The organism is Nocardia thailandica NBRC 100428 (assembly GCF_000308795.1).
Taxonomy (GTDB): Bacteria; Actinomycetota; Actinomycetes; order Mycobacteriales; family Mycobacteriaceae; genus Nocardia; species Nocardia thailandica.
This window is the reverse complement of the sequence record NZ_BAGK01000186.1, coordinates 1-20,305: the sequence shown is the minus strand read 5'-3', so window position 1 is coordinate 20,305 and position 20,305 is coordinate 1. Positions and strand designations below refer to the sequence as shown.

The following is a 20,305-nucleotide window of genomic DNA, read 5'->3' as shown; positions in this document are numbered from 1 at the left end:
CGCTGACCGGGGTCGATGGGATGCCCCGGCTCGTTGATCTTGGTGGTGGTCCCGTCGGGTTCGGTGAGGGTGAGGTTGACCCGGGGCGCCGCGCCGGTGGACACCGCGCGGCAGCGGATGCCGGCCGCGGCGAGCGCCCCGAGCACCGGGTCGCCCTCCGTCCCCGGCAGGACGGCCACCACGTCGATGCCCGCCGCCGCGACGACCCGCGCGACGTTGACGCCCTTGCCGCCGGGATGCTCGGTGACCGAGCACGCCCGGTGGACCTCGCCGCGGTGCAGTGGCCCGCCCAGCGCCACCGTGCGGTCGACGCTGGGGTTGGCGGTGAAGGTGACGATCATGCCGTCACCACCTCGACGCCGAGGGCGGTGAGTTCGCGCAGGACCGCCGGGTTGACCTCGCGGTCGGTGACGAGGACGTCGATGTCGGCGACGGTGCCGAAGCCCATGAAGTCCTCCCGGCCGACCTTGGTGGAGTCCGCGACGACCACCACCCGGTCCGCGGCGGCGATCATGGCGCGCTTCACCGCGGCCTCGTCGGGGTCGGGGGTGGACAGGCCGTGCCGGACGGTGAGCGCGTTCGTGCCGAGGAAGGCGACGTCGACGCGCATCTCGCCGAGCAGGCGCAGCGTCTCGGCGCCGACGGCGGCCTGGGTGACCCCGCGGACGCGGCCGCCGAGCAGTTGCACGGTGACCCCCGCGTAGCCGGTGAGCCGGGTGGCGATGGGCAGGGAGTTGGTGACCGCGACCAGGTCCCGGTCGGTGGCCATGGTCGCGGCGAGGCGCCCGGTGGTGGTGCCCGCGTCGAAGACCACGCTGCCGCCCGCCGCGGGCAGGAACCGCTGGGCGGCCTCGGCGATGCGGTCCTTCTCGGCGGCGCGGGTGACTTCGCGTTCGCCGGTGCCCAGCTCGAGCGTGGTCAGCGCGCCGGAGACGACGGCGCCGCCGTGCACGCGCCGGATCACCCCCATCCGGTCGAGGACCGCGAGGTCGCGGCGCACCGTCTCGGTGGTGACGCCGTACTGGTCGGCCAGTTCGGTCACCGAGACCCGCCCGCGGTGCCCGATGAGGGTCGCGATGGCCTGCTGTCGTTCCTCGGCGTACATCCGATCCTCCGTCGCCGCGAATGTTTGGTCATGTTGTTTTATGCCCGTTTGTGTGGCTTTGTCAAGCATTTTTTGTGGTTCACGTCACGATCGATGCGTTCCCGGTATGGCGGTCACAGCGCCGCCGAACGTGTCCGGCGCCACTGGGGGAGCCGGCGTATGGCCGACCTCACGTCCGAAAGTCGTGCAGGTCAACGGCTTTCGGTGCCACTTTCACCTCGCTGTTACCGGTGCCGCCGACAACCGAAACGTGGATCCGGACGCTGAGAGGATGTGGCACCTCCGAGGACGTCCCCGGGTCGGCGAGCTGGCGTGTGAGGTGTGCGGGCGGTTGCCGCACCCACGGCGCACCCGGCTGGCGCTGGCCAAACTGGCCGCGGTGTTCCCCGTGGAGCTGGCGCTGCACGCGCTGGTGATCCACCTGCACCCGCCGTACCTGCTGACCGTCGCCGTGCTCACGGTGACGACGACGGTGCTGGTCATCTGGGTGGTGGAGCCGTCGGCCATGCGCGTGCTCGGCCGCTGGCTGCACGGCCCGGAACTGCGCCACCGCGACCGGGTCGACCGGGCGCAGGCGCTGTGGCGCATCCGGGTCCGGCTCGCCGACCGGCCGGGCGCGCTGGAACACCTGGCGCATCACCTGGCCCAGCGCCGGGCCAACATCCTCACCGTGCACGTGCACCAGCTGGCGGGGGCGGTGCTCGACGAACTGGTCGTGGCCACCCCCGAGGATCTCGGCCCGCGCGGGGTCGTCGCGGCGGTCGAGCAGGCCGGCGGCGCGGAGGTGCGGGTGTGGCCCGCCACGGTGCTCTCGCTCATCGACGGGCAGACCAAGGCGCTGGCGGTGGCCGCCCGCATCGTGGGCGACCCCGGGGAGCTGCCGCTGGCCGTCGCGGAGCTACTCGGCGCCCAATACCGCTGCGGCGGAGACGATCACGACCATCCCCCGGGTACCGTGCTCGAACTCGGCGACGGCGCGGAGGCGATCACGCTGATCCGGCCCGACGAACCGTTCACCCCCGCCGAGATCGCGCGGGCGCACCGGCTGGCCGATCTCGCGCGGCTCGCGGTCAATCCAGATCGGCGGTGAGGGGGTCGCGCAGCGCGCCCTCGGCGGCGCGCAGGCGGTCGGTGACCGAGACGAGCAGCTCCATCGACTCGGGCGACAGGCCGACGGCCAGCAGGGCGAGATAGCGCACCGGCGCACTCTTGAAGCGTCCGGCCAGCGCGGCGTCCGGGTCGGACAGCACGGTGTCCGGAACGGCCGGGACGGCGGCCGAGTGTTCGACGAGGTTCACGACAGCGGTACTCACAATCTCGGAACTGCGCGGGGCGGGTACGCGACCTGCAACGAGTATGACGCACCTTACATCCACCCTCCGGCCCCGCACGGGCGGCTCGCGTGCAAGAGTGCAGCAATGAGTCAGTTCGCCGACTATCAGAACGAGATCTACCTGGCCGCGCTGGGCGGGCACCTGCCCGAATTCCCGATGGATTACGCCACCCTCGAGCGCAAGGCCACCGCCGCGCTGCCCGACACACTGCTGAACTACATCGCGGGCGGTGCGGGCGACGAACTCACCCAGCGGCGCAACGCCGACGCCTTCGCCGACTGGGGCCTCGTGCCGCGCATGTTCGTCGGCGCGACCGAGCGCGACCTGAGCGTCACCGCGTTCGGGCACACCTTCGCCTCGCCGCTGTTCCTCGCGCCGGTGGGCGTGATCGGCCTGGCCACCGGAGACCGCCACGGCGACATCGCCGTCGCGCAGGCCTCGGCGCGGACCGGCGTGCCCGCCATGTACTCCACGCTCATGGAGGACCCGCTCGAGGAGGTCGTCCCGCACGCCGGGGACACCCCGTCGTTCTTCCAGCTCTACACCCCGAAGAACCGCGAACTGGCCGAGAGCCTGGTGCACCGGGCCGAGGCGGCCGGCTACGCGGGCATCACCGTCACCCTCGACACCTGGGTGCCGGGGTGGCGGCCGCGCGATCTGGCCAGTGGCAACTTCCCGCAGCTACGCGGCCACGTGCTGAAGAACTACACCAGCGACCCGGTGTTCCGGGCCATGGTCGGCTCCGACGACCCGAAAATGATTGTGCTGCACTGGGTCGCCACCTTCGGCCACTCGCTGACCTGGGACGACCTGACCTGGCTGCGCTCGCTCACCGACCTGCCGCTCATCCTCAAGGGCATCTCCCATCCGGACGACGCCCGCCGCGCCCTCGACCTCGGCGCCGACGGCATCTACTGCTCCAATCACGGTGGGCGCCAGGCCAACGGCGGGCTGAGCGCGCTGGAGACGCTGCCCGAGGTGGCCGAGGCCGTCGACGGCCGGGTGCCGGTGCTGTTCGACTCCGGCGTCCGTTCGGGCGCCGACGTCGTCAAGGCGCTGGGGCTCGGCGCGACCATGGTCGGTCTCGGTCGTCCGTACGTCTACGGGCTTGCGCTGGGCGGTGTTCCGGGCCTGGTGCATCTGCTGCGCGGCTACCTCGCCGAGGCCGACCTGCTGCTGGCGGTCAACGGCTACCGCGACGTGGCCGCCGTGCGCGAGAACATCCGCCCGACGACCTCGGGACGGTCCGCGCGCGGCTGAGCCCGGACGGCTCGGGTCGGTATCTGTCGGTGCCGTGGTGCATCATCGTGCACACACCGCACTGCAGTACCGACGTACCTCCCGGAGTCCACCATGTCCTCGCCGAGTCCCAAGCCCAGCCGCCGTTCCCGCCCACCCGAACTCAGCGCCGAGGAGATCGGCCACATCACCGCCGAGATCGAGGCGGGCCGACCGCCGATGGTGTGGTTCACCGCGGCGGCGGTCGGCGTGCCGGAGGGGCGCTCGGGCAAGGTCGTCGCGCTGGGCGATCCGGCCGACGGCGACTTCCTGCAGGTGCGCCCCACCGGTTCCCGTGACGTGCTGTCGTTCTCGCCGAGCGAGGTGACGCTCACCAAGCCGGTGCGTGGCGCTACGGTATCGCCGGGTACCTCCACCCGGACCAAGCCCGCGGCCACGCCCGCACCGAGCACTGGAAAGGACACCCCTGTGACCCAGCCGTCGACCCCGCCGAGCGCCGCCGCCCCCGCGCGCCCCCTCGCCTCGGTGCCGGACAGCGACGCCAAGCCGGCCGCTCCCGCCGCCGGGACCGCCACCGCCACCAGGCAGGCCAAGGCGCCCGCGGCCCGCAAGCCGAAGGCGCCCGAGGTCACCATCACCCTCACCGGCAGCGCCGAGGGCGAATGGACCGTGGACGTGGTCAACGGCAAGAAGCGCAGCGTCCGGGGGATGACGGTCTCCAGCGCCGCGGTCGCCCAGGCCGCCAAGCTGCTGCACCCCGAGGTGTCCGAGGTCGTGGCGGGCATTCTCGAGGCCGCGCGCGGCGCCCAGCAGGCGCGGGTCGCCCAGTTACAGGCCGAGCTCGAGGCCGCCCGCAAGCTGCTCGCCGAGCTCGGCGACTAGCTCAGACCGCGGTCCCGGCCGCGTCGACGGCGGGCCGGCGGGTCGGCGCCGCCGTCCTGCCGTGCATGGCCACGCCGAGCCCGAACTCCTTGGCGTGGTACATGGCCGAATCCGCCTCGCGCAGCAGGTCGTAGACGATCGAGGCGTCGGCGCGGCCGCCGCACGTGGCCACCCCGATGCTCGCGGTGATCGGCACCTCGCCGCAGCTGAGTTCGAACGGCCGCACGAACGCGCCGAGCAGGCGTTCGGCCAGCAGCGCCGCCTCGGCCCGGTGGATCGCGCCGAGCACGACGAACTCGTCGCCGCCGTAGCGCGCGGTCACCAGGTCCGGGCCCGCGGCGCGGCGGATGCGGGCCGCCGCGTTGGCGATCAGCTCGTCGCCGACGGCGTGCCCGTAGCTGTCGTTGACGGCCTTGAATCCGTCGAGGTCGATGAACAGCAGGCACAGCGGCCGTCCCGCCCACTCGGCGCGCCTGCGCTGCGGGGCCCGCAGCAGCGCGGTCCGGTTGACCAGTCCGGTGAGCACGTCGTGCTCGGCCTGGTAGCGGGCGCGCCGCTCGCTGCGGGAGCTGTCGGCGATGGCCCGCTCGCTGCGGACGAGCACGCCGATGAGCAGCAGCGTCAGCAGCACGCTGACCACGATGCGGTCGATCGTGCCGAGGTCGGCGCCGATGACGCCGGCCAGCGACACCAGGACCAGCACGACGGCGATCCGCCCGGCCCGCCGCCGGGAACGTTCGGGATGGATGTCGCGGGGGGTGCCGAGCACCGCCATCGTCGGATGCGCGGCGGCCAGCCCGGTCAGCAGGTAGCCGCACTGTTGCAGCGCCGACGGCAGCGGGCCGGTGTCGGGCCCGCCCGCCGCGGTCACGCTCGTGCCTAGCCCCGCGAGCAACAGGGTGGCCAGCGCGCCGTAGAGCAGGCTCTGCGCGGCCTCGCCGCGGCCCGTGGTGGCCAGGGCGTGCACCAGCACCGTCAGCAGCAGCGCCAGCACCGCCGGGTAGGCCGCGATCACCGCGGTGTCGGCGTCGCCGCCCGCGCGCAGGATGGGCGAGATGAGGAAGGTCCACGACGCCAGCAGCGCGCTCAGGCCGATGAGGGTGGAATCGAGCGACAGGTCGCCGCCGGTGCCGCGGCCCGGCCACAACCAGCCGACCGCCGCCAGCGTGGCGCCCGCGTATCCGGCCAGGGTGAGCAGTTCGTCGGCGGGATGCGGTGACCCGGGCCACCATTCGGGCACCAGCGCGGCCACGGCCACCAGCGCGACCGAGGCCGTGAGCAGGTACCACGGCACCCGGTGCGCGGGCCGGTACCTGCGGATGCCGACGACGATCATGATCGGGCAGGCCGCCAGGACCGCCAGCCAGAGCAGCACCGACACCGCCCGCGAACCGAGCAGTGGCGCCGCGCTCGCCCCGGCCATCGCGGCGGGCACGAGCGCGTACCGGCGCGGGATCATGTCCCGCCATGCCTCGCTGATGATCATCAGCCCCCCTCACCACGGTGCCGCGCGAGCACCGGCGGCCACGCGGCGCGGCCGGGTGAGCACGATGTGTCCGCCGATCGGCGATCGAGAACCGAGTGAAGTTGTCGTCAGCGGAATCCCCGGCCGGCGGGGCAGCCGGCGCTCAAAACCTTTACAACTCATTCGATCATGACACGGGCTCCCCGATCGTGCCGGGGTGTTCGCCGCATTGTGCGGCAATTGCGCCACACCGCGCGCCCGTGGTCCCCCCGTCGGCGCGGGCCCGTGGTTTGCTGGAGGCCCTCGGGTGCGTCGCGCCCGGCGTTCGGCGCGAGGAGGCCCTGCGGTGCACAGATGGATGGCGCCCGGACGGGTCAACGTCATCGGTGAGCACACCGACTACAACGACGGCTTCGTGCTGCCGGTGGCGCTCGGGCTCGGCGTGGAGTGCGCCGCGGCGGTCCGCCCCGCGGGCCGGGTGACGCTGCGCTCGGCGCAGCGGCCGGGCCCCACGGTGGACCTGGCCCTCGACGAGATCCCCGCCGCGCGCGAGCGGATGCCGGCCTGGGCCCGCTACCCGCTGGGTGTCATCCAGGAGTTCCGCGACCGCGGCGTCGCGCTGCCCGGGCTCGACCTGGTCGTCGACGGCGCCGTGCCGATCGGCGCCGGGCTGGCGTCCTCGGCCGCGCTGTGCTGCGCCGTGGCCGTCGCGGTGCGCGACCTGTGCGCGCCGACGCTGACCTCGCTCGACCTGATCGCCGTCGCCCACGCCGCGGAGAACCGGTACGCGGGGGTGCCGACCGGCATCCTCGACCAGTCCGCGGCGATCCTGTGCACGCCGGGGCACGCGCTGTTCCTCGACGTCCGCGCCGCGACCGCGCCGGGCGGGCCGCGACCCGCCGCCTGGGAACAGCTTCCGTTCGACCTCGCGGCCGACGACCTGGTGCTGCTGGTCGCCGACACCGGCGAGGCGCACGACCTGTCCGACGGCGGGTACGCGCGCAGGCGCGCGGAGTGCGAACGCGCGGCCGCGGCGCTGGGCGTCGCGGCCCTGCGCGACGTCGCGGCCGCCGATCTCGACCGTCTCGCCGATCCCGTGCTGCGCAGACGGGCCCGGCACGTCGTCACCGAGAACGACCGGGTGCGTGAGGTCGCGACGCGGCTGCGCGGCGGCGGCGACCCGCGCACCATCGGTCGCCTGCTGACCGCCTCCCACCGGTCGCTGCGCGACGACTTCGAGGTCAGCACACCGGCTCTGGACCTGGCGGTGGCGACGGCGCTGACCGCGGGCGCCTACGGCGCGCGCATGGTCGGCGGCGGTTTCGGAGGCAGCGCGCTGGCGTTGACCGACGCCGCCGCCGCCGAGATCGTCGGCGAACGCATCCGTCGGCGGTTCGCGGAACGCGGTTTCGGCGTGCCGCGGATTCTGGTCGTCCGCCCGTCCGGCGGCGCGCGCCGCGTCGCCTGAACCCGGCCGGCCCCGTTCGACATCCGGGAACTGCCCGGCACCGGTCGCCGGTGGGCCGGACCCGTGCCCGCCCCGGCGAGGGGCGGGCACGGGCGCGGGTCACTTCGCGGCAGGGGTGAACGGCGCGTTGATGGTGGCGAAGTACTGGATCGCCGCGCCGATCGCGACGGGCGCCGCGATGAAGATCTGACCGGCCAGGGCGCCGAGCGAACCGATGGCCAGGATGCCGCCGAGGCACCCGACCGCCGCGGCGGGCAGGAACGGCCCGAACAGCCCGATGATGGTGGCCGAGGCGACCGTCGCGCCGACGATGCCGCCGAGCACGCAGCCGACCGCGCCGCCCGCGATGCCGCCGACCAGCGCGCCGACGCTGGCGCCGAGACCGATCGTGCCGGTCATGCGGCTCCACGCGTCCTTCTCGCGGTCGTACTCCGACTTCCAGGGCGCGGAGTTCTCGAACGGCAGGGCGACGGGCTTGTAGACGGCCTCGGTGATGTCCAGGCGCGGGGTGAGGGTGGCGTGCCGGTCGGTGACCTCCGCCTCGATCGGGAACTCGAAGTCGTCGACGCGGAAGGTCAGCGGGGTGCCCGCGACCGTGGTGCCGTCGGCGGCCTTGATCTTCAGTGCGTGGTCCTCGACGACGAGCGAGCCCGCGTCGATGCTGATCAGTGCCCGTCCGGCGGCGTCGGTCCCGGCGGTGAAGCCGATGGGCGGCTGCGGCTCGGTGATCGGGTGCGCCTGGGCCGCACCGGCGGTGACGGTGAGGGCGGTCAGCACGGAGGCGGCGGCGAGGGCGAGCTTGGTGGTCTTCATGGCAGGGGTGATTCCTTCATCGGGTACGGCCGTCCGCGGGCACGGCGAAGCGCCGTGTGGCCCGGGACGCCGGGAACGTGTGGTGGGCAGCGGGTTTCCGCTGAGGGGGGACGGGGCTGAGGGAAGGTCAGGCGTCGCGGGCGAAGCGGAACAGCCCGATCGCCGCGTCGAGCACCAGGAACGCCACCAGGCTCAGTCCGAGCACCGGCAGGAACCAGCCGACGACCAGCGCCGCCGCGGCCAGGGGCACGGTGACCCACAGCGAGGTCCGCCGCAGCGCGCCGCGCCGGGGCGCCCGGCCGAGGCGGCGGCGCGAATCCGCGGTGGTGGGACGGCGTTTCCACCACATGAGGTAGCCGAGGACGATCACCGTCAGCAGCCCGAGCATCGCCGCGAGCAGCAGCAGCTGGTTGGGCAGGCCGAACAGCAGGCCCATGTGGAAGGCGATGCCCCAGTTGGTCAGCTTGGCCATGAGCGGCCAGTCGGCGTACGCCAGCCTGTCGGTGACGGTTCCGGTGCCGTCGACCGCGACCGCGTCGATCGTGTAGGTGCCGGGCGTGCGCAGTTCCTTGACCACGAACGCCGTACCCGTCCCGGCGGGGACGGCGATCTCGGCGGCCTGGGTGACCCCGGCGCCCCGCGCGACCTCGTACACCCGGTCGAGCTGGGCGATCTGCGCGGTGTGGTCGACCGGCGGCGCGGCGGGGGCGGGCGCGCCGTGCTCGCCGTGTCCGCCCGCGGCCGGGCCGGTGGCCGCGCCGGGCAGCTTCGCGCTGACCGAGGGCGTGGTCCAGCTCAGCTGTTGGCGCAGCTCGGTGACGTTGGCGCCAGCGTAGGCCGACCAGGTGATGCCGGTGACCGACAGGACGGCGACCACGGGCAGGATCCAGACGCCCACCGCGGCATGCCAGTTCAGCGGGCGCCGCCGGGCCTGGGACAGGTCGGGGGCGAGCAGCCACCGCGCGGAGCGGCGGGCGCGTCGCTTGCGCACCCGGATCACCCACAGCACCAGGCCGAAGCAGGCGATGATCCACAGCCAGGACGCGGCCAGTTCGCTGTAGAGCCTGCCGAATTCGCCCAGGTGCAGGCTGCGGTGCAGCTCGCTGATCCAGGCGCGCAGGGGAAGTGCGCCGCCGCTGCCGTAGACCACGGCCTCGCCCACGGGGCGCGCGGTGTAGGGGTCGACGAACACCGACAGCCGTTCGGAGTCGCCGAGGGTGGGGTCCCCGAAGATCACCCGGGTGGTCGCACCCGGCTCCGCGGACGGCGCGACCGCGACGAGCGGCAGGTCGGGCTTCGTGGCCACCGCGGCGGTGACCTGCTCGGCGAGCGCTTTCGCCGGGCCGGTCTGTTCGACCCGGAGCAGGTCGCGCGAGACGATCTGTTCCAGGGTGGGGGAGACGGCGTACAGCGCGCCGGTGACGGCGGCGATCAGGATGAACGGCGCGACGAAGAGGCCCGCGTAGAAGTGCAGCCGCATCGCCAGCGGGTAGAGGTTGAGGCTCCGGCGGGCGCCGCGCGCGCGGCCGGCCGGTGGCGGCGTCTCCGGGGAGGTCTGCTCCTCGGACGGACTGAGGTCCGTGATGGTCATGAGTGTGTTCGTTTCTGCAGAGCCGATGGGGACCGGTGATCCGCGCGCGCCACCGCGACCGCCCGCGCGGAACGCGGTGGCGGTCGATGCCCGTGTACCGGCGGCGGTCGATTCCGTCGTCGGAGACGGCGGTACGTGCCTGCGGTCGCGGGGGTCGGTGGTGTCAGCGCCCGAACGGTGGCACTCGGTGTCACCGACGCGATCGGGGGATCGGTCCGGTGGCCGGGCACGCCGGGGCGCGAAGGCGTCCGTGCCCGGGCTGACGCCCGGACGCACGGCGCGGATCACTTCAGGAACGAAGCGCGAGGGGCGGACCCCGGGTGAACCGCGTGGTCGCGGCCAGGATCCGCAGGATGACCCGGTCCCGATGGACCGGGGGCGGCGACAGCGTGTCGCCGGGGCCCGGCAGGGTCGGCCGGAGCAGCAACACCCGGCCGACGACCGCGCCGGCGATGCGGTGGGCGGCCTCGGCGCCGGCGATCACCACGGCCGCCAGCAGCGCGGCGACCAGGTGGGCGGCGAGCATGCCGAGCCCGAGGGAGTCGTCGGCGTGATGGGCGTGCCCGGAGGACCAGCTCATGGTGGTGTGCCCCAGCAGCTGGCCGCCCAGCAGCGCCGCGACCAGGGCGAGCGAACCGCCCCGCAGCGGGGCGAGGCCGGCGGCCAGCGCGCCGACCACCGCGGAGGCGGCGGCGAGCAGGGTGACCGTCGTGGAACTGGGGAGGGCGCCGCCGGAGGCGACGCCGTGCGCGGCCAGGGCCAGCGCCCCCGACATCGAGCCGGCCGCGGCGCCGCGCAGCCGCGCGCCACGGGCGCGCGAGGGCGCGCACGCCCGGCCGAACTCGATGATCACCGGCTGATGATAGCCGAGCGCGCGGCCGCGCCCGACCGGAAGGACCGGCGGTGATGCGCGTTCGGCATCAGGCGTCGTCGACCTCCAGCTCGGCCAGCGGCTTGCGCAGCAGCTTGCCGGTGGCGTTGCGGGGCAGTTCGTCGAGGAAGATGACCTCGCGCGGCACCTTGTAGCGGGCCAGGTTCTCCTTGACGAAGTCCTTGATCTCCTGCGGATCGCGGGCCGACTCCGGGCCGGGCACGACGAACGCGCGCAGCCGCTTGCCGTAGTCGCGGTCGTCGACGCCGATCACCGCCGCCTCGAAGACGTCGGCGCGGCCCGCGATGAGGTTCTCCACCTCGAGCGGGAAGACGTTCTCGCCGCCGGAGACGATCATGTCGTCGTCGCGGCCGTCGATGTAGAGCAGGCCGTCGGCGTCGAAGTGGCCGACGTCGCCGGAGGACATCATGCCGTCGACGATCTCCTTGGTGCGGCCGTCGGTGTAGCCGGTGAAGGCGAAACCGTTATCCACGAAGATGGTTCCGGTGACGTTCGGCGCGGTGATCGGCTTGCGGTTCTCGTCGAGCAGCACGATGCGGATGCCCACCGGCGCCCTGCCCGCGGTGGTCGGTGCCTTGCGCAGGTCCTCCGGGGTGGCCACGGTCATGACCGCGCACTCGGTGGAACCGTAGAGGTTGTAGAGGCTGTCGCCGAAGTAGTCCAGGGTGCGGGTGACCACGTCGGGGGCGATGGCCGAGCCCGCCGCGAAGATGACCCGGATGCTGCTGGGGTCGTACTTGGCGAGCACCTTCTCGTCCAGGTCGAGGATGCGCTGGAGCATGGTCGGCACCACGACCAGCGAATCCGCCCGGTACTTCACGATATTGGCGAGGGTCTTCTCCGGGTCGAACCGCCGCTGCTGGAAGACGACCCGGTTGCCGAGGGCGAGGCCGAGGGTGAACTGGGAGAGGCCGGTGCCGTGGAAGATCGGCGCGGCCATGATCATGGTGCCGTTGTTGGGCAGCGGCACCCGGTCGATGAACTGGGCCGAGGCGAAGGGGCTCACCTTGTCGCGCGGCGCGCCCTTGGGGGTACCGGTGGTGCCGGAGGTCAGGATGACCATGCCGCCCGGCTTGGCGGGCGCGGGCACGGCCGCCCCGGAGCGGCCCGCCGACAGCGACTCGACCGTGGGGATCGCGGGATCGGCGCCGTCCTTCTCGTCCACCCAGGTGAGGATGCGCGGGATGTCGGCGGGGATGGCGCTCATCAGGTCGAGGAACTCGCTGTCGTGCAGCACCGCCTTGACCTTCTCGCGCGCGGCGACGTCGGCGAACTGCGGCTTGGCGAAGCCGGTGTTCATCAGCACCGCGCGCAGGCCGAGCTTGCCCGCGGCGAGCAGGCTCAGGACCATGCCGCGGTGGTCGCGGGCCAGGACCGCGACGACGTCGCCCGCCTGCAGTCCGGAGGCCTGCAGGCCGCGCGCGAGGGCGTTGGACCGCTCGTCGAGCATCCCGAAGGTGAGCTCGCCCCGCTCGTCGACGATCGCCGCCGCCGCGGGCCGCGTCTGCGCCGCGTGCATCACCACGCCGGCGAACGGGCCGTACTTCGAGACGTTGAAGAACGACCGGGCCGCGTGGTCGAGCCGCAGCGGGTTGAACAGCTTGCGGTCCATCATGACCTTGACACCGAGTGCCAGATCGCCGGCGCGACGGGCGGTACCGCCGAGGGCGGGCAGAGACAGGGACATCGAACAGCCTTCCGGCAGGCCGGCCCGGCGCGGCGGGGCCGGACCGCGTCGTCGGGATCCAGTGCTGGCGCTCACAGTATCAAGTACCAGCGGTTCCGCCTACAGGCTGTCCGAGACGGTCAGGACGTCATTGGGAGATCTCATAATCGATGAGGACCCGCCGCAGGATCTTGCCCGTCGCGTTGCGGGGGAGCTCCTCGATCAGGACCACCTCGCGCGGGGTCTTGTACCGGGCCAGGTTGTTCTTCACGAACGCCTGGATCTCCGCGCCGTCGACCTCGTGGCCCGGTTCGGGAACGATGAAGGCGCGCAGCCGCTTCCCGAACTCTACGTCGTCCACGCCGACCACCGCCACGTCGAAGACGTCCTCGCGGGCGATGAGCAGGTTCTCGACCTCCTGCGGGAAGACGTTCTCCCCGCCGGAGACGATCATGTCGTCGTCGCGGCCGTCGACCATCAGCAGGCCGTGCTCGTCGAAATGGCCGACGTCGCCGGAGGACATGTAGCCGTCGATGATCTGCTTGTGCCGCCCGTCGGTGTACCCCTCGAAGGGGGCGCCGCTGCGCACGAAGATCCGGCCGGGCGCCCCGGCTCCCCTGACCCGCTGGTCGTTCTCGTCGTACAGGCGCACGTCGCAGGTGATCGGCGGCTTGCCCGTGGTGCCCGGCGCGAGCGCCAGCTCGGCGGGGGTGGCGATGGTGGCGATCGCGACCTCGGTGGAGCCGTACAGGTTGTAGAGCACCGGCCCGAAGGCCTCGGTCGCGCGCACGCACAGCTCCGGCGAGAGCGCCGACCCGGCCAGCAGGATCACCTTCAGCGAGGAGGTGTCGTACTTCGCGCGCACCTCGGCGGGCAGCTCGGTCATCCGGTGCAGCATGGTCGGCACCGCGACCAGCATCTCCACCTTGTGCTCGGCGATCGCGGCCAGGGTGGCCTCGGCGTCGAAGCGGCGGCGCATGACGATCGTGTTCGACAGGACCGTGCCGACCAGCCAGGTGCCGAGGCCCGTGCTGTGGAAGATCGGCGAGACGATCATCATCGTGCCCCGGCGCGGGAACGGCACCCGGTCGACGAACTGCGCGGTCGCCATCGGGGTGACCTTGGTGCGCGGCGCGCCCTTGGGCAGGCCGGTGGTGCCGCTGGTCAGGATGATGAAGCCGCCCGGCCTGCCGGGCGCGGGTAGCGGCTCGTCGCTGTTCGCCGCGACCAGCTCGTCGAAGGTGACGGCGCGCTCGGGGACCGCGGTGCCCTCGTCGACCCAGGTCAGATAGCGCGGCAGGTCCGCGGGCAGGGCGTCGAGCAGGCCGAGGAACTCGCTGTCGTGCAGCACCGCCGCGACCTTCTCGCGCAGGCACACCTCGGCGAACTGCGGCTTGGCGAAACCGGTGTTCATCAGCGCGATCCGGGCGCCGAGCTTGCCCGCCGCGACCATCGACATGATCAGGCCACGATGGTCGCGGGCGAGGACGCCGACGACCATGCCCTCGCCGATGCCCGCCGCGCGCAGGCCGCGGGCCACCGCCGTCGACTGCCGGTCCAGCTCGCGGTAGGTCAGCTCGCCGCGTTCGTCGGCCAGGGCCACCTGCTCGGGGGCGACGCGCGCGGAGTGCTGGACCAGGGCGGCCTGCGGGCCGAAGATTCTGGTCTCCCGCATGGTGCGCAGGGTCTCCAAGGGCTTGGTCGGGTCGGTCACCCCGCGCGAGCGCAGGACGCCCAGCGCCTTGACGGTTTCGAGCAGATGCGCCGGTTGCACCACGCCACCTCCAGGTCGATCGGTGGTGTCACCGTAGCAGTGGGTGTGAGTGCTGTCACAAATTATTCGGTCAAATGGCCCAAAACGGTCAGCGTTGGGCGCTGGACAGCGCGACCAGCAGCGGGACGACGCGCGCTTCCGGCACCTCGAAACGGCCGCGGCCCGCGGTCTGCAGCCAGCCGACCGCGGCGAGCTCGCGCAGGTGCTGATAGATCTCGGCCGAGGTGCCCAGCTCCGCGATCGCGGCCAGATCCGCCGCGGTGCGCCGCCCGGCCAGGATCTCGCGCAGCAGGTACAGGCGGATCGGGCTGGTCAGCGCGGCGAGGCACTTCGCGGCCTCGGTCCAGTCGTCGCGGAGCAGGTCGTCGATGCCGAAACGGGCCTGCCAGCCGAGCCTCTCGCCGGTCGGCAGCCGCAGCGCCCCCGCCATGAGCACGCCGCCGTTCGGGGTGCCCGCCGCCTCGAACTCCTCCCGCAGGCCGGTGACCGCCCACGGGCCGGGCCCCGAGGGCGCCGGATGTTGTTCGGCGCGAGCGCCTTCCAGTGCCGCGACCCGTCGTTCCAGTTCCGCGATGCGTACCGCCAGCTCCACGCCGGTCAACCTACGCCACGCCGAGCGGAAGGGCCATCGGCCCCGGTGCGTCGCGCCGGCCCGGCCCGGCGGCACCGCGCCGGGCCGGGCGGTGCCTCAGTTCCAGACCGCGCCGAAGGACGGCTGCTGGATGGTGGCCTTCGCGTAGGCGAAACCGTCCGGGTGCGCGTCGTCGACCGGGACGGGCCAGCGGTGCCACAGCGAACCCCACACCATGGCCACGATCGGGCCGCCCGCGCCGCCCGGATTCAGCACGCCGGTGCGGATGGTGGTGTCGATCGGGTTGTCCTGGTGCTCGGTCAGTACGGCCGAACCGCTCTGGAAGGTGGCCAGATTCAGCCACATGACCTGCAGCTCGGCCCCGTTCTGGTTCGGCGAGATGGTGCCGGGTCCGCCGAAGAAGCCGAAGCGGAAACCGTCCATGTCCAGGGCGATGCCCGACCCGTAGACACCGCCGCCGCCGTTCTGGCCGACATCGGAGGTCGCCGGGATCTGGAAGGGCTGCGCGGGCAGCGCGACCGGGACCTCGCCCGACGCGGTCAGCCGGTCGATGGCGGCCAGCGCGCCGGGATCGTCCGCGGCCGTGACGCGCAGCCGCGCGACGGCCTGCGCCAGGTCGACGGTGGGGGTGGGCGTCGGGGGTTCGGCGCCGGCGGGGGCGGCCAGGGCGATGCCCGCGGCGGCGGTGACCGCGGCCAGCGCGGCGGTGAATCGACGGGGGAAACTCAGATGTCGCATGACCAAGGCTCCTCGAGGTTTTCCTGGTACTGCTTCTGAACTTGTCGTCCGATCGGTGGCGGCGCCGGTCCTCGCCGGGCATGCCGACCCGTTGGTACGGTAACCGACCGTCCTCGGCGCCGATCCGGGCGGGTCGGGAGGCCGGTCAGGGCATCGGCGCGATGTCGACCTTGTAGCCGCGGTACAGCTCGGGTTTCGCCGTCAGGACGGGCATGTCGAGGTTCTGCGCGGTCCAGACGACCGGCGCGACCAGCGGCCAGTCGGTGTGGTCGTCGGCGACCGGGACGGAGGTGCCGGTACGGATCGCGGTCGCCGCGTCCAGCTCGGCCCAGCGCACGGCCACCCGGTTGTCGAGCAGCCTGCCGAGCTCGTCGATGTTGTCGACGGCGCGCATGGCGGCCATCAGGCTCACCGTGGGCACGACCATGATCCGGCGCTGCTGGGTGAACTGGCGCATGATCACCTGCCCGAACAGCGGCGACATGGCCAGCGAGGTCAGCGCGGTGTGGTCGGCGACGCTCACCGGCGGCCCGTGCCGGTGCCGTCCAGCGCGCTCATCAGCTTGTCGAGTTCGGCCTCCGCCTCGGCGATGTCGGCCGCGGAGTGGGCGTTGATCCGCTCGTCGAGGCCGCTCAGGATCTGTTCGCGCAGATCGTCGTTGAAGTAGGCCGGGGGCAGCGCGGCGTGGCGCAGTACCTCGGCGGGCACCACCGCCACCAGTTCCTTCCCCTCCCGCGTCACGATCACCGGTCGTCCGCTGGCGGAGACCCCGTCCAGGACCGTGCCGAGCTGGCCGCGCAATTCGGTCAGCGGCACGGTTTCGTAATCGGCCATAGTCAACTGTACATCGGTGTGTACAGTCGCGTCGCCCGATCAGTGGGAGGAACTTGTCCGGACTTCCGCCGCAGGTCAGGGCATAAAACCCGACTTCTACGCTACCGGCCGGTTCGGGTTTCGCGCCGCCGCACTCGATGCTGCACTGGGCGCCTGCAGAACGAGCACCCGCTCGGTATCGAAGGAGTCGCCGATGTTTCTCACCCCCCGCCGCGCCACCGTCGCGCTCGCGCTGTGCGCGGGCCTGGTGATCAGCCCGCTGTCCGGGGCCGCGGTCGCCGCGCCCGGCCCCGTCCTGACCTCACCCGCCCGCGGCGCCGACGCGCCGCGGCTGGCGAGCGCCGACAACTTCCGCGACATCGCGGGCACCGGGGCCGGGTACGGCGCGCAGGGCAGCCATCGGCTCAACAAGGGCGTGATCTACCGGTCCAACGCGCTGACCCTCAGCGACGCCGACCTGGCCACGGTGGAGGGCCTCGGCATCGCCGAGGTCCTGGACCTGCGCAACGACGGCGAGATCGCGAGCGCGCCGGACCGCGTGCCCGCGGGCGCGGCCTACGTCAACATCCAGATCCTGGCGGGCGACGTCGCCGAGCAGGCGGGCCGGCTCCGCAGCCCCGAGGAGGCGAAGGAGCTGCTGCGCACCTTCAACCGCCAGTTCGTCACCGAGCCGCAGGCGCGGGAGGGCATGGCGCGCACGCTGACCCGCATCGCCGAACAGCCAGGGCCGATCGTGTTCCACTGCACCGCGGGCAAGGACCGCACCGGCTGGGTGGCCTACCTGCTGCAGAGCCTGGTCGGCGTCGACGCGGACACGATCATGCGCGACTACCTGCTCACCAACGAGTACTCCGCGGCCTCGATCGAGGCGACCGTCGCCCACATCACCGCGACGAGGGGCCCGGAGGCGGCCGCCGTGTTCCGGCCGCTGCTCGGGGTCGACCGCAGCTACCTGGAGGCGGGCATCACCCAGCTCGTCCAGGACTACGGCACCGTCGACAAGTACCTGCGCGACGGCCTCGGCCTGCGCCCGCAGGTGCTGAGCGCGTTGCGCGCCAAGCTCGTCAAGTAGCCGACTCTGAGGGCTCGGGCGGGCCCGAGCCCTCGGCTCAGGCCGCCTTGCGTGCCGGTTCGCTGCGGTAGCGCGAGGCGGGCCCGTCGATGCCGAGCAGCCGCCAGGCGAGTTTCGAGACCGGGTTCATGATGCCGCTGTTCTCGCACAGCGCCCGGACGTCGGCGAAGATGTCGCGGATCTGCCGCTGGGATTCGGCGTCGTCCCAGTACGCCTCGCGCATCACCTGATCCGGGATGGCGAACTTCTCCACGAATTCCTTCGGCGGCGTGGCGATCATGTCCAGCATGATCCGCATCGCGATCGGGAAGAGCAGCGACAGCGCGAATTTCAGGACCGGGTTCATGCCGGGCACGTTGCGCTTGAGGTATTCGTGGGCGAAGGAGATGTGCCTGGCCTCTTCGGCCACGTGGATCTGCATGACCCGCCGCACCATCGGGTGCAGGTCGGCGCCGCCCCGGAGCAGGGACTTCTGCAGGTGGTCGATGGGTTCCTCGCCGCCGAGGATCATGGTGAAGAACAGTTCGGGGAAGTATTTGACCGCGGGCCAGATGATCATGGTGAGTTTGCGGTCGATCGGGCCCATGCCGATGACGTCGAGATGACCGATGCGGTTGATCATCTCCTGGAACATCATGGTGTGGTTGCACTCTTCGGCGGCCTCGTGGGTGACGTACCGGAATTCGGGGTCGCCGTTGGGCACCGAGACCAGGTATTGCATGAGGCCGCGGATGAGCAGCTGTTCGAAGTCGAGGCCGACCTTGGCGATGCCGGCCTGGCGCCACATGCCCATCTCGATCTGGCGTTCCACGGGCTGGGCGCGGTACCAGGGGTGGCGGCCGAGCGGGTCCTCGACGGGCATGATCCAGCGGCGGTCGGTGGGGTCGACCACGAAGTCGGGGGAGTCCCAGTCGATGTCGACGTAAGGGTCGAAATGCCGGTTCACCGAGCCCTCGGACAGGCCCTGCAGGATCTCGTGGTATTCGGGATCGTTCTGTGTCGCCTTGGCGGCTGTGGACAGCATCGTCGATGTCTCCTTCGTGGTGGTGCGGGTATCACGTTATATGAGACTCCGAGTCTCATGCAATGGGGGGCGTGACGCGCGCCACTCCCGAGGACATCGACGGGCCCGACGTACGATGACGGCAACGATGCCTGTCCACGGACCGCTGCACCGGCCCCGCGCCGGGGAGAGCGAGGTACCCGATGACCGCACGCCTGACCCCCGCCGGTGCCACCTGGCCCGTGCTGCGGGTGGAATCCTGGGCCGACACCCGCGACACGGTGCACATGTGGACCCAGATCGTCGGCAAGCTGAAGATGGCGGGCACCCCGCTGGTCAACCACTGGTGGAACGTCACCTTCACCGTCAGCGCGCGCGGCCTGGCCACCGGTCCCGTCGGCGCGGGCGGCCGGATGCTCGACGCCGAATTCGACTTCCTCGACCACGAACTCGTGCTGCGGACCAGCGACGGCGGCCGGGCGACGGTGGCTCTGGCACCGCGCACCGTGGCCGACTTCTACGCCGAGGTCACCTCGGCCCTCGACCAGCTCGACGTCACCACCGAGATCCAGGCTTCGCCCAATGAGGTCGACCCGGCCATCCCCTTCGCCCAGGACACCACCCACCACTCCTACGACGCCTCGGCCGCCCACCTGTTCTGGCAGCAGCTCATCCACGCGGACCGGGTGTTCCGGCTGTGGCGGGCCGGTTTCGCCGGGAAGTCCAGCCCCGTCCACGTCTTCTGGGGCGCGCTCGACCTGGCCTGCACCCGCTTCTCCGGCCGCACCGCCCCGCCGCACCCCGGCGGCGCGCCCAACTGCGCGGACTGGGTCATGCTCGAGGGGTACTCCCGCGAATGCGCCAGCGCCGGCTTCTGGGCGGGCGGCCAGGAGGGGATGTTCTACGCCTACAGCTACCCGGCCCCCGACGGCTACGCCGACCGCCCCGCCGGCCCGGAAGGCGCCCGCTGGGACGCCGACCTGGGCGAATTCGTCCTCCCCTACGAGATAGTCCGCACCGCCGACGACCCCGACGCCGTCCTGCTCGACTTCCTGAACACCACCTACGCGGCCGCCGCCGACCTCGGCCACTGGAACCGCGAACTCCTCGACGTCAACCCCCACCGCCTCGACGCCATGATCGCCGCCGACGACACGTCACGATTGTGAGGTCCGCCGCCGGCCGAGGGCGCGGAATCGGCTCGGCGGCTCACGCCCCCTCGCCCGGCCGAGCGGCCCAGATCTCGTACTCGGCCTCGGCGACGGCGTCCCAGCCGAGGCCGGTCAGCCGTTCGATCAGGTCGAAGACGAAGTCCTCGTCGACGAATTCGCCGCGGTGGGACTCCTCGGGCAGCGCCGCGCCCGCTTCCTCGACCACCTCGGACTCGGCGGTGATCAGCCTGCGCCGGAGCCTGCCGTCGGCGAACCAGGCGAAGCCGTAGGTGTCGGAGACGCTGTGCGCGAAGAAGGTCAGCACGCGCGGGGCCGGAATCGCCTCCAGCGCGGCGTCGTCGAAGACCACGTCGAGATCCGGATCGGCGACGACCGTCCACCCGCCGAGCCGGGCGACGCCGAGACCGGCCACGGCCGAGGACCCCGTCGGGAACTCGGCGCGCTCCCCGGTGCGTCGCCGGATGTCCGGCAGCGCACCGGGATCGAATTCCCCGGCGACGATGAATCCGCTCGCGTTCCAGCCCATCGGTTCCCCCTCGTCCACGTTCGTCCCAGGCCGAGCGCGACTCTATCCCGGCGCACCGACACGGACGACCCGGAAACGACGACCCGGAAACGACGACGGTGCGGGCCGCACGCAGCGACCCGCACCGTCGGACTTCTCG

Annotated in this window: 21 protein-coding genes; 6 read left to right on the top strand and 15 right to left on the bottom strand. The window is 72.4% G+C overall.

The features are described from left to right. Together ON36_RS20580 and ON36_RS20575 are read right to left on the bottom strand one after the other, a co-directional pair. A partial coding sequence (locus tag ON36_RS20580) for a PfkB family carbohydrate kinase (protein WP_043656094.1) occupies positions 1-341 on the bottom strand: 341 nt, incomplete at its 3' end. Beyond that, positions 338-1,105: a DeoR/GlpR family DNA-binding transcription regulator gene (locus ON36_RS20575; RefSeq protein ID WP_043656091.1), complete on the bottom strand. Its 768-nt coding sequence runs from the start codon at positions 1,103-1,105 to the stop codon at positions 338-340. The genes ON36_RS20575 and ON36_RS20580, both read right to left, overlap by 4 nt. Positions 1,106-1,376: 271 nt before the next feature. Between ON36_RS20575 and ON36_RS20570 the strand changes: the two genes are divergently transcribed. After that, complete coding sequence (locus ON36_RS20570; protein WP_043656089.1) at positions 1,377-2,195, top strand: ACT domain-containing protein; 819 nt, start codon at positions 1,377-1,379, stop codon at positions 2,193-2,195. On the opposite strand, the gene ON36_RS20565 is transcribed toward ON36_RS20570, so the two are convergent. Next, entirely contained in the window at positions 2,176-2,403 is a 228-nt protein-coding gene (locus ON36_RS20565) for a hypothetical protein (protein WP_043656087.1), read from the bottom strand. The genes ON36_RS20570 and ON36_RS20565 overlap by 20 nt on opposite strands. A 120-nt stretch (positions 2,404-2,523) precedes the next feature. On the opposite strand from ON36_RS20565, the gene ON36_RS20560 reads away from it, so the two are divergent. Next, the gene (locus ON36_RS20560; protein ID WP_043656084.1) at positions 2,524-3,699 is read left to right on the top strand and encodes an alpha-hydroxy-acid oxidizing protein; all 1,176 of its coding nucleotides are present in this window, start codon (positions 2,524-2,526) and stop codon (positions 3,697-3,699) included. A gap of 93 nt (positions 3,700-3,792) precedes the next feature. Continuing rightward, the gene (locus ON36_RS20555; protein ID WP_043656083.1) at positions 3,793-4,560 is read left to right on the top strand and encodes a DUF6319 family protein; all 768 of its coding nucleotides are present in this window, start codon (positions 3,793-3,795) and stop codon (positions 4,558-4,560) included. Position 4,561: 1 nt separating this feature from the next. On the opposite strand, the gene ON36_RS20550 is transcribed toward ON36_RS20555, so the two are convergent. Then, positions 4,562-6,046 carry a GGDEF domain-containing protein gene (locus ON36_RS20550; protein WP_043656081.1) on the bottom strand — a complete coding sequence of 495 codons (1,485 nt, stop codon included), beginning with the start codon at positions 6,044-6,046 and terminating at the stop codon, positions 4,562-4,564. Between the two features lie 325 nt (positions 6,047-6,371). Between ON36_RS20550 and galK the strand changes: the two genes are divergently transcribed. After that, on the top strand, positions 6,372-7,493 hold the full coding sequence (galK, locus tag ON36_RS20545; protein ID WP_444543631.1) for a galactokinase: 1,122 nt from the start codon (positions 6,372-6,374) through the stop codon (positions 7,491-7,493). Between the two features lie 99 nt (positions 7,494-7,592). Here galK and ON36_RS20540 read toward each other — a convergent pair whose 3' ends face one another. The 9 genes from ON36_RS20540 to ON36_RS20500 all read right to left on the bottom strand — a co-directional run bounded on the left by ON36_RS20540 (position 7,593) and on the right by ON36_RS20500 (position 16,393). Then, on the bottom strand, positions 7,593-8,306 hold the full coding sequence (locus ON36_RS20540; protein WP_043656077.1) for a DUF8020 domain-containing protein: 714 nt from the start codon (positions 8,304-8,306) through the stop codon (positions 7,593-7,595). A gap of 127 nt (positions 8,307-8,433) precedes the next feature. Beyond that, positions 8,434-9,897, bottom strand: a complete 1,464-nt coding sequence (locus ON36_RS20535; protein ID WP_043656075.1) for a PepSY-associated TM helix domain-containing protein — start codon at positions 9,895-9,897, stop codon at positions 8,434-8,436. 289 nt (positions 9,898-10,186) lie between these two features. Beyond that, on the bottom strand, positions 10,187-10,750 hold the full coding sequence (locus tag ON36_RS20530; protein ID WP_052314181.1) for a hypothetical protein: 564 nt from the start codon (positions 10,748-10,750) through the stop codon (positions 10,187-10,189). 67 nt (positions 10,751-10,817) lie between these two features. Then, entirely contained in the window at positions 10,818-12,476 is a 1,659-nt protein-coding gene (locus ON36_RS20525; protein ID WP_043656072.1) for an acyl-CoA synthetase, read from the bottom strand. 127 nt (positions 12,477-12,603) lie between these two features. Next, positions 12,604-14,229 (bottom strand): acyl-CoA synthetase, encoded by a 1,626-nt coding sequence (locus ON36_RS20520; RefSeq protein WP_043656100.1) that lies wholly within the window; start codon positions 14,227-14,229, stop codon positions 12,604-12,606. A gap of 88 nt (positions 14,230-14,317) precedes the next feature. Further along, positions 14,318-14,821, bottom strand: coding sequence for an ArsR/SmtB family transcription factor (locus ON36_RS20515; protein WP_174377594.1), 504 nt, complete (start codon positions 14,819-14,821; stop codon positions 14,318-14,320). Between the two features lie 96 nt (positions 14,822-14,917). Continuing rightward, complete coding sequence (locus ON36_RS20510; RefSeq protein ID WP_043656069.1) at positions 14,918-15,559, bottom strand: hypothetical protein; 642 nt, start codon at positions 15,557-15,559, stop codon at positions 14,918-14,920. 145 nt (positions 15,560-15,704) lie between these two features. After that, entirely contained in the window at positions 15,705-16,082 is a 378-nt protein-coding gene (locus ON36_RS20505; protein ID WP_043656066.1) for a PIN domain-containing protein, read from the bottom strand. Further along, the gene (locus ON36_RS20500; protein ID WP_043656063.1) at positions 16,079-16,393 is read right to left on the bottom strand and encodes a type II toxin-antitoxin system Phd/YefM family antitoxin; all 315 of its coding nucleotides are present in this window, start codon (positions 16,391-16,393) and stop codon (positions 16,079-16,081) included. The genes ON36_RS20505 and ON36_RS20500 overlap by 4 nt, the downstream gene beginning before the upstream one ends. Positions 16,394-16,586: 193 nt before the next feature. Here ON36_RS20500 and ON36_RS20495 point away from each other — a divergent pair, with 193 nt between their 5' ends. Then, positions 16,587-17,465, top strand: a complete 879-nt coding sequence (locus ON36_RS20495; protein WP_043656061.1) for a tyrosine-protein phosphatase — start codon at positions 16,587-16,589, stop codon at positions 17,463-17,465. A gap of 37 nt (positions 17,466-17,502) precedes the next feature. Here ON36_RS20495 and ON36_RS20490 read toward each other — a convergent pair whose 3' ends face one another. Next, a complete protein-coding gene (locus ON36_RS20490) occupies positions 17,503-18,489 on the bottom strand; it encodes an AurF N-oxygenase family protein (RefSeq protein ID WP_043656059.1) in 987 nt (328 codons plus the stop codon). A gap of 182 nt (positions 18,490-18,671) precedes the next feature. Between ON36_RS20490 and ON36_RS20485 the strand changes: the two genes are divergently transcribed. After that, positions 18,672-19,637: a DUF5996 family protein gene (locus ON36_RS20485; protein ID WP_043656056.1), complete on the top strand. Its 966-nt coding sequence runs from the start codon at positions 18,672-18,674 to the stop codon at positions 19,635-19,637. Positions 19,638-19,677: 40 nt separating this feature from the next. Here ON36_RS20485 and ON36_RS20480 read toward each other — a convergent pair whose 3' ends face one another. Then, positions 19,678-20,166, bottom strand: a complete 489-nt coding sequence (locus ON36_RS20480) for a DUF6928 family protein (protein ID WP_043656053.1) — start codon at positions 20,164-20,166, stop codon at positions 19,678-19,680. Between the last annotated feature and the right edge of the window lie 139 nt (positions 20,167-20,305).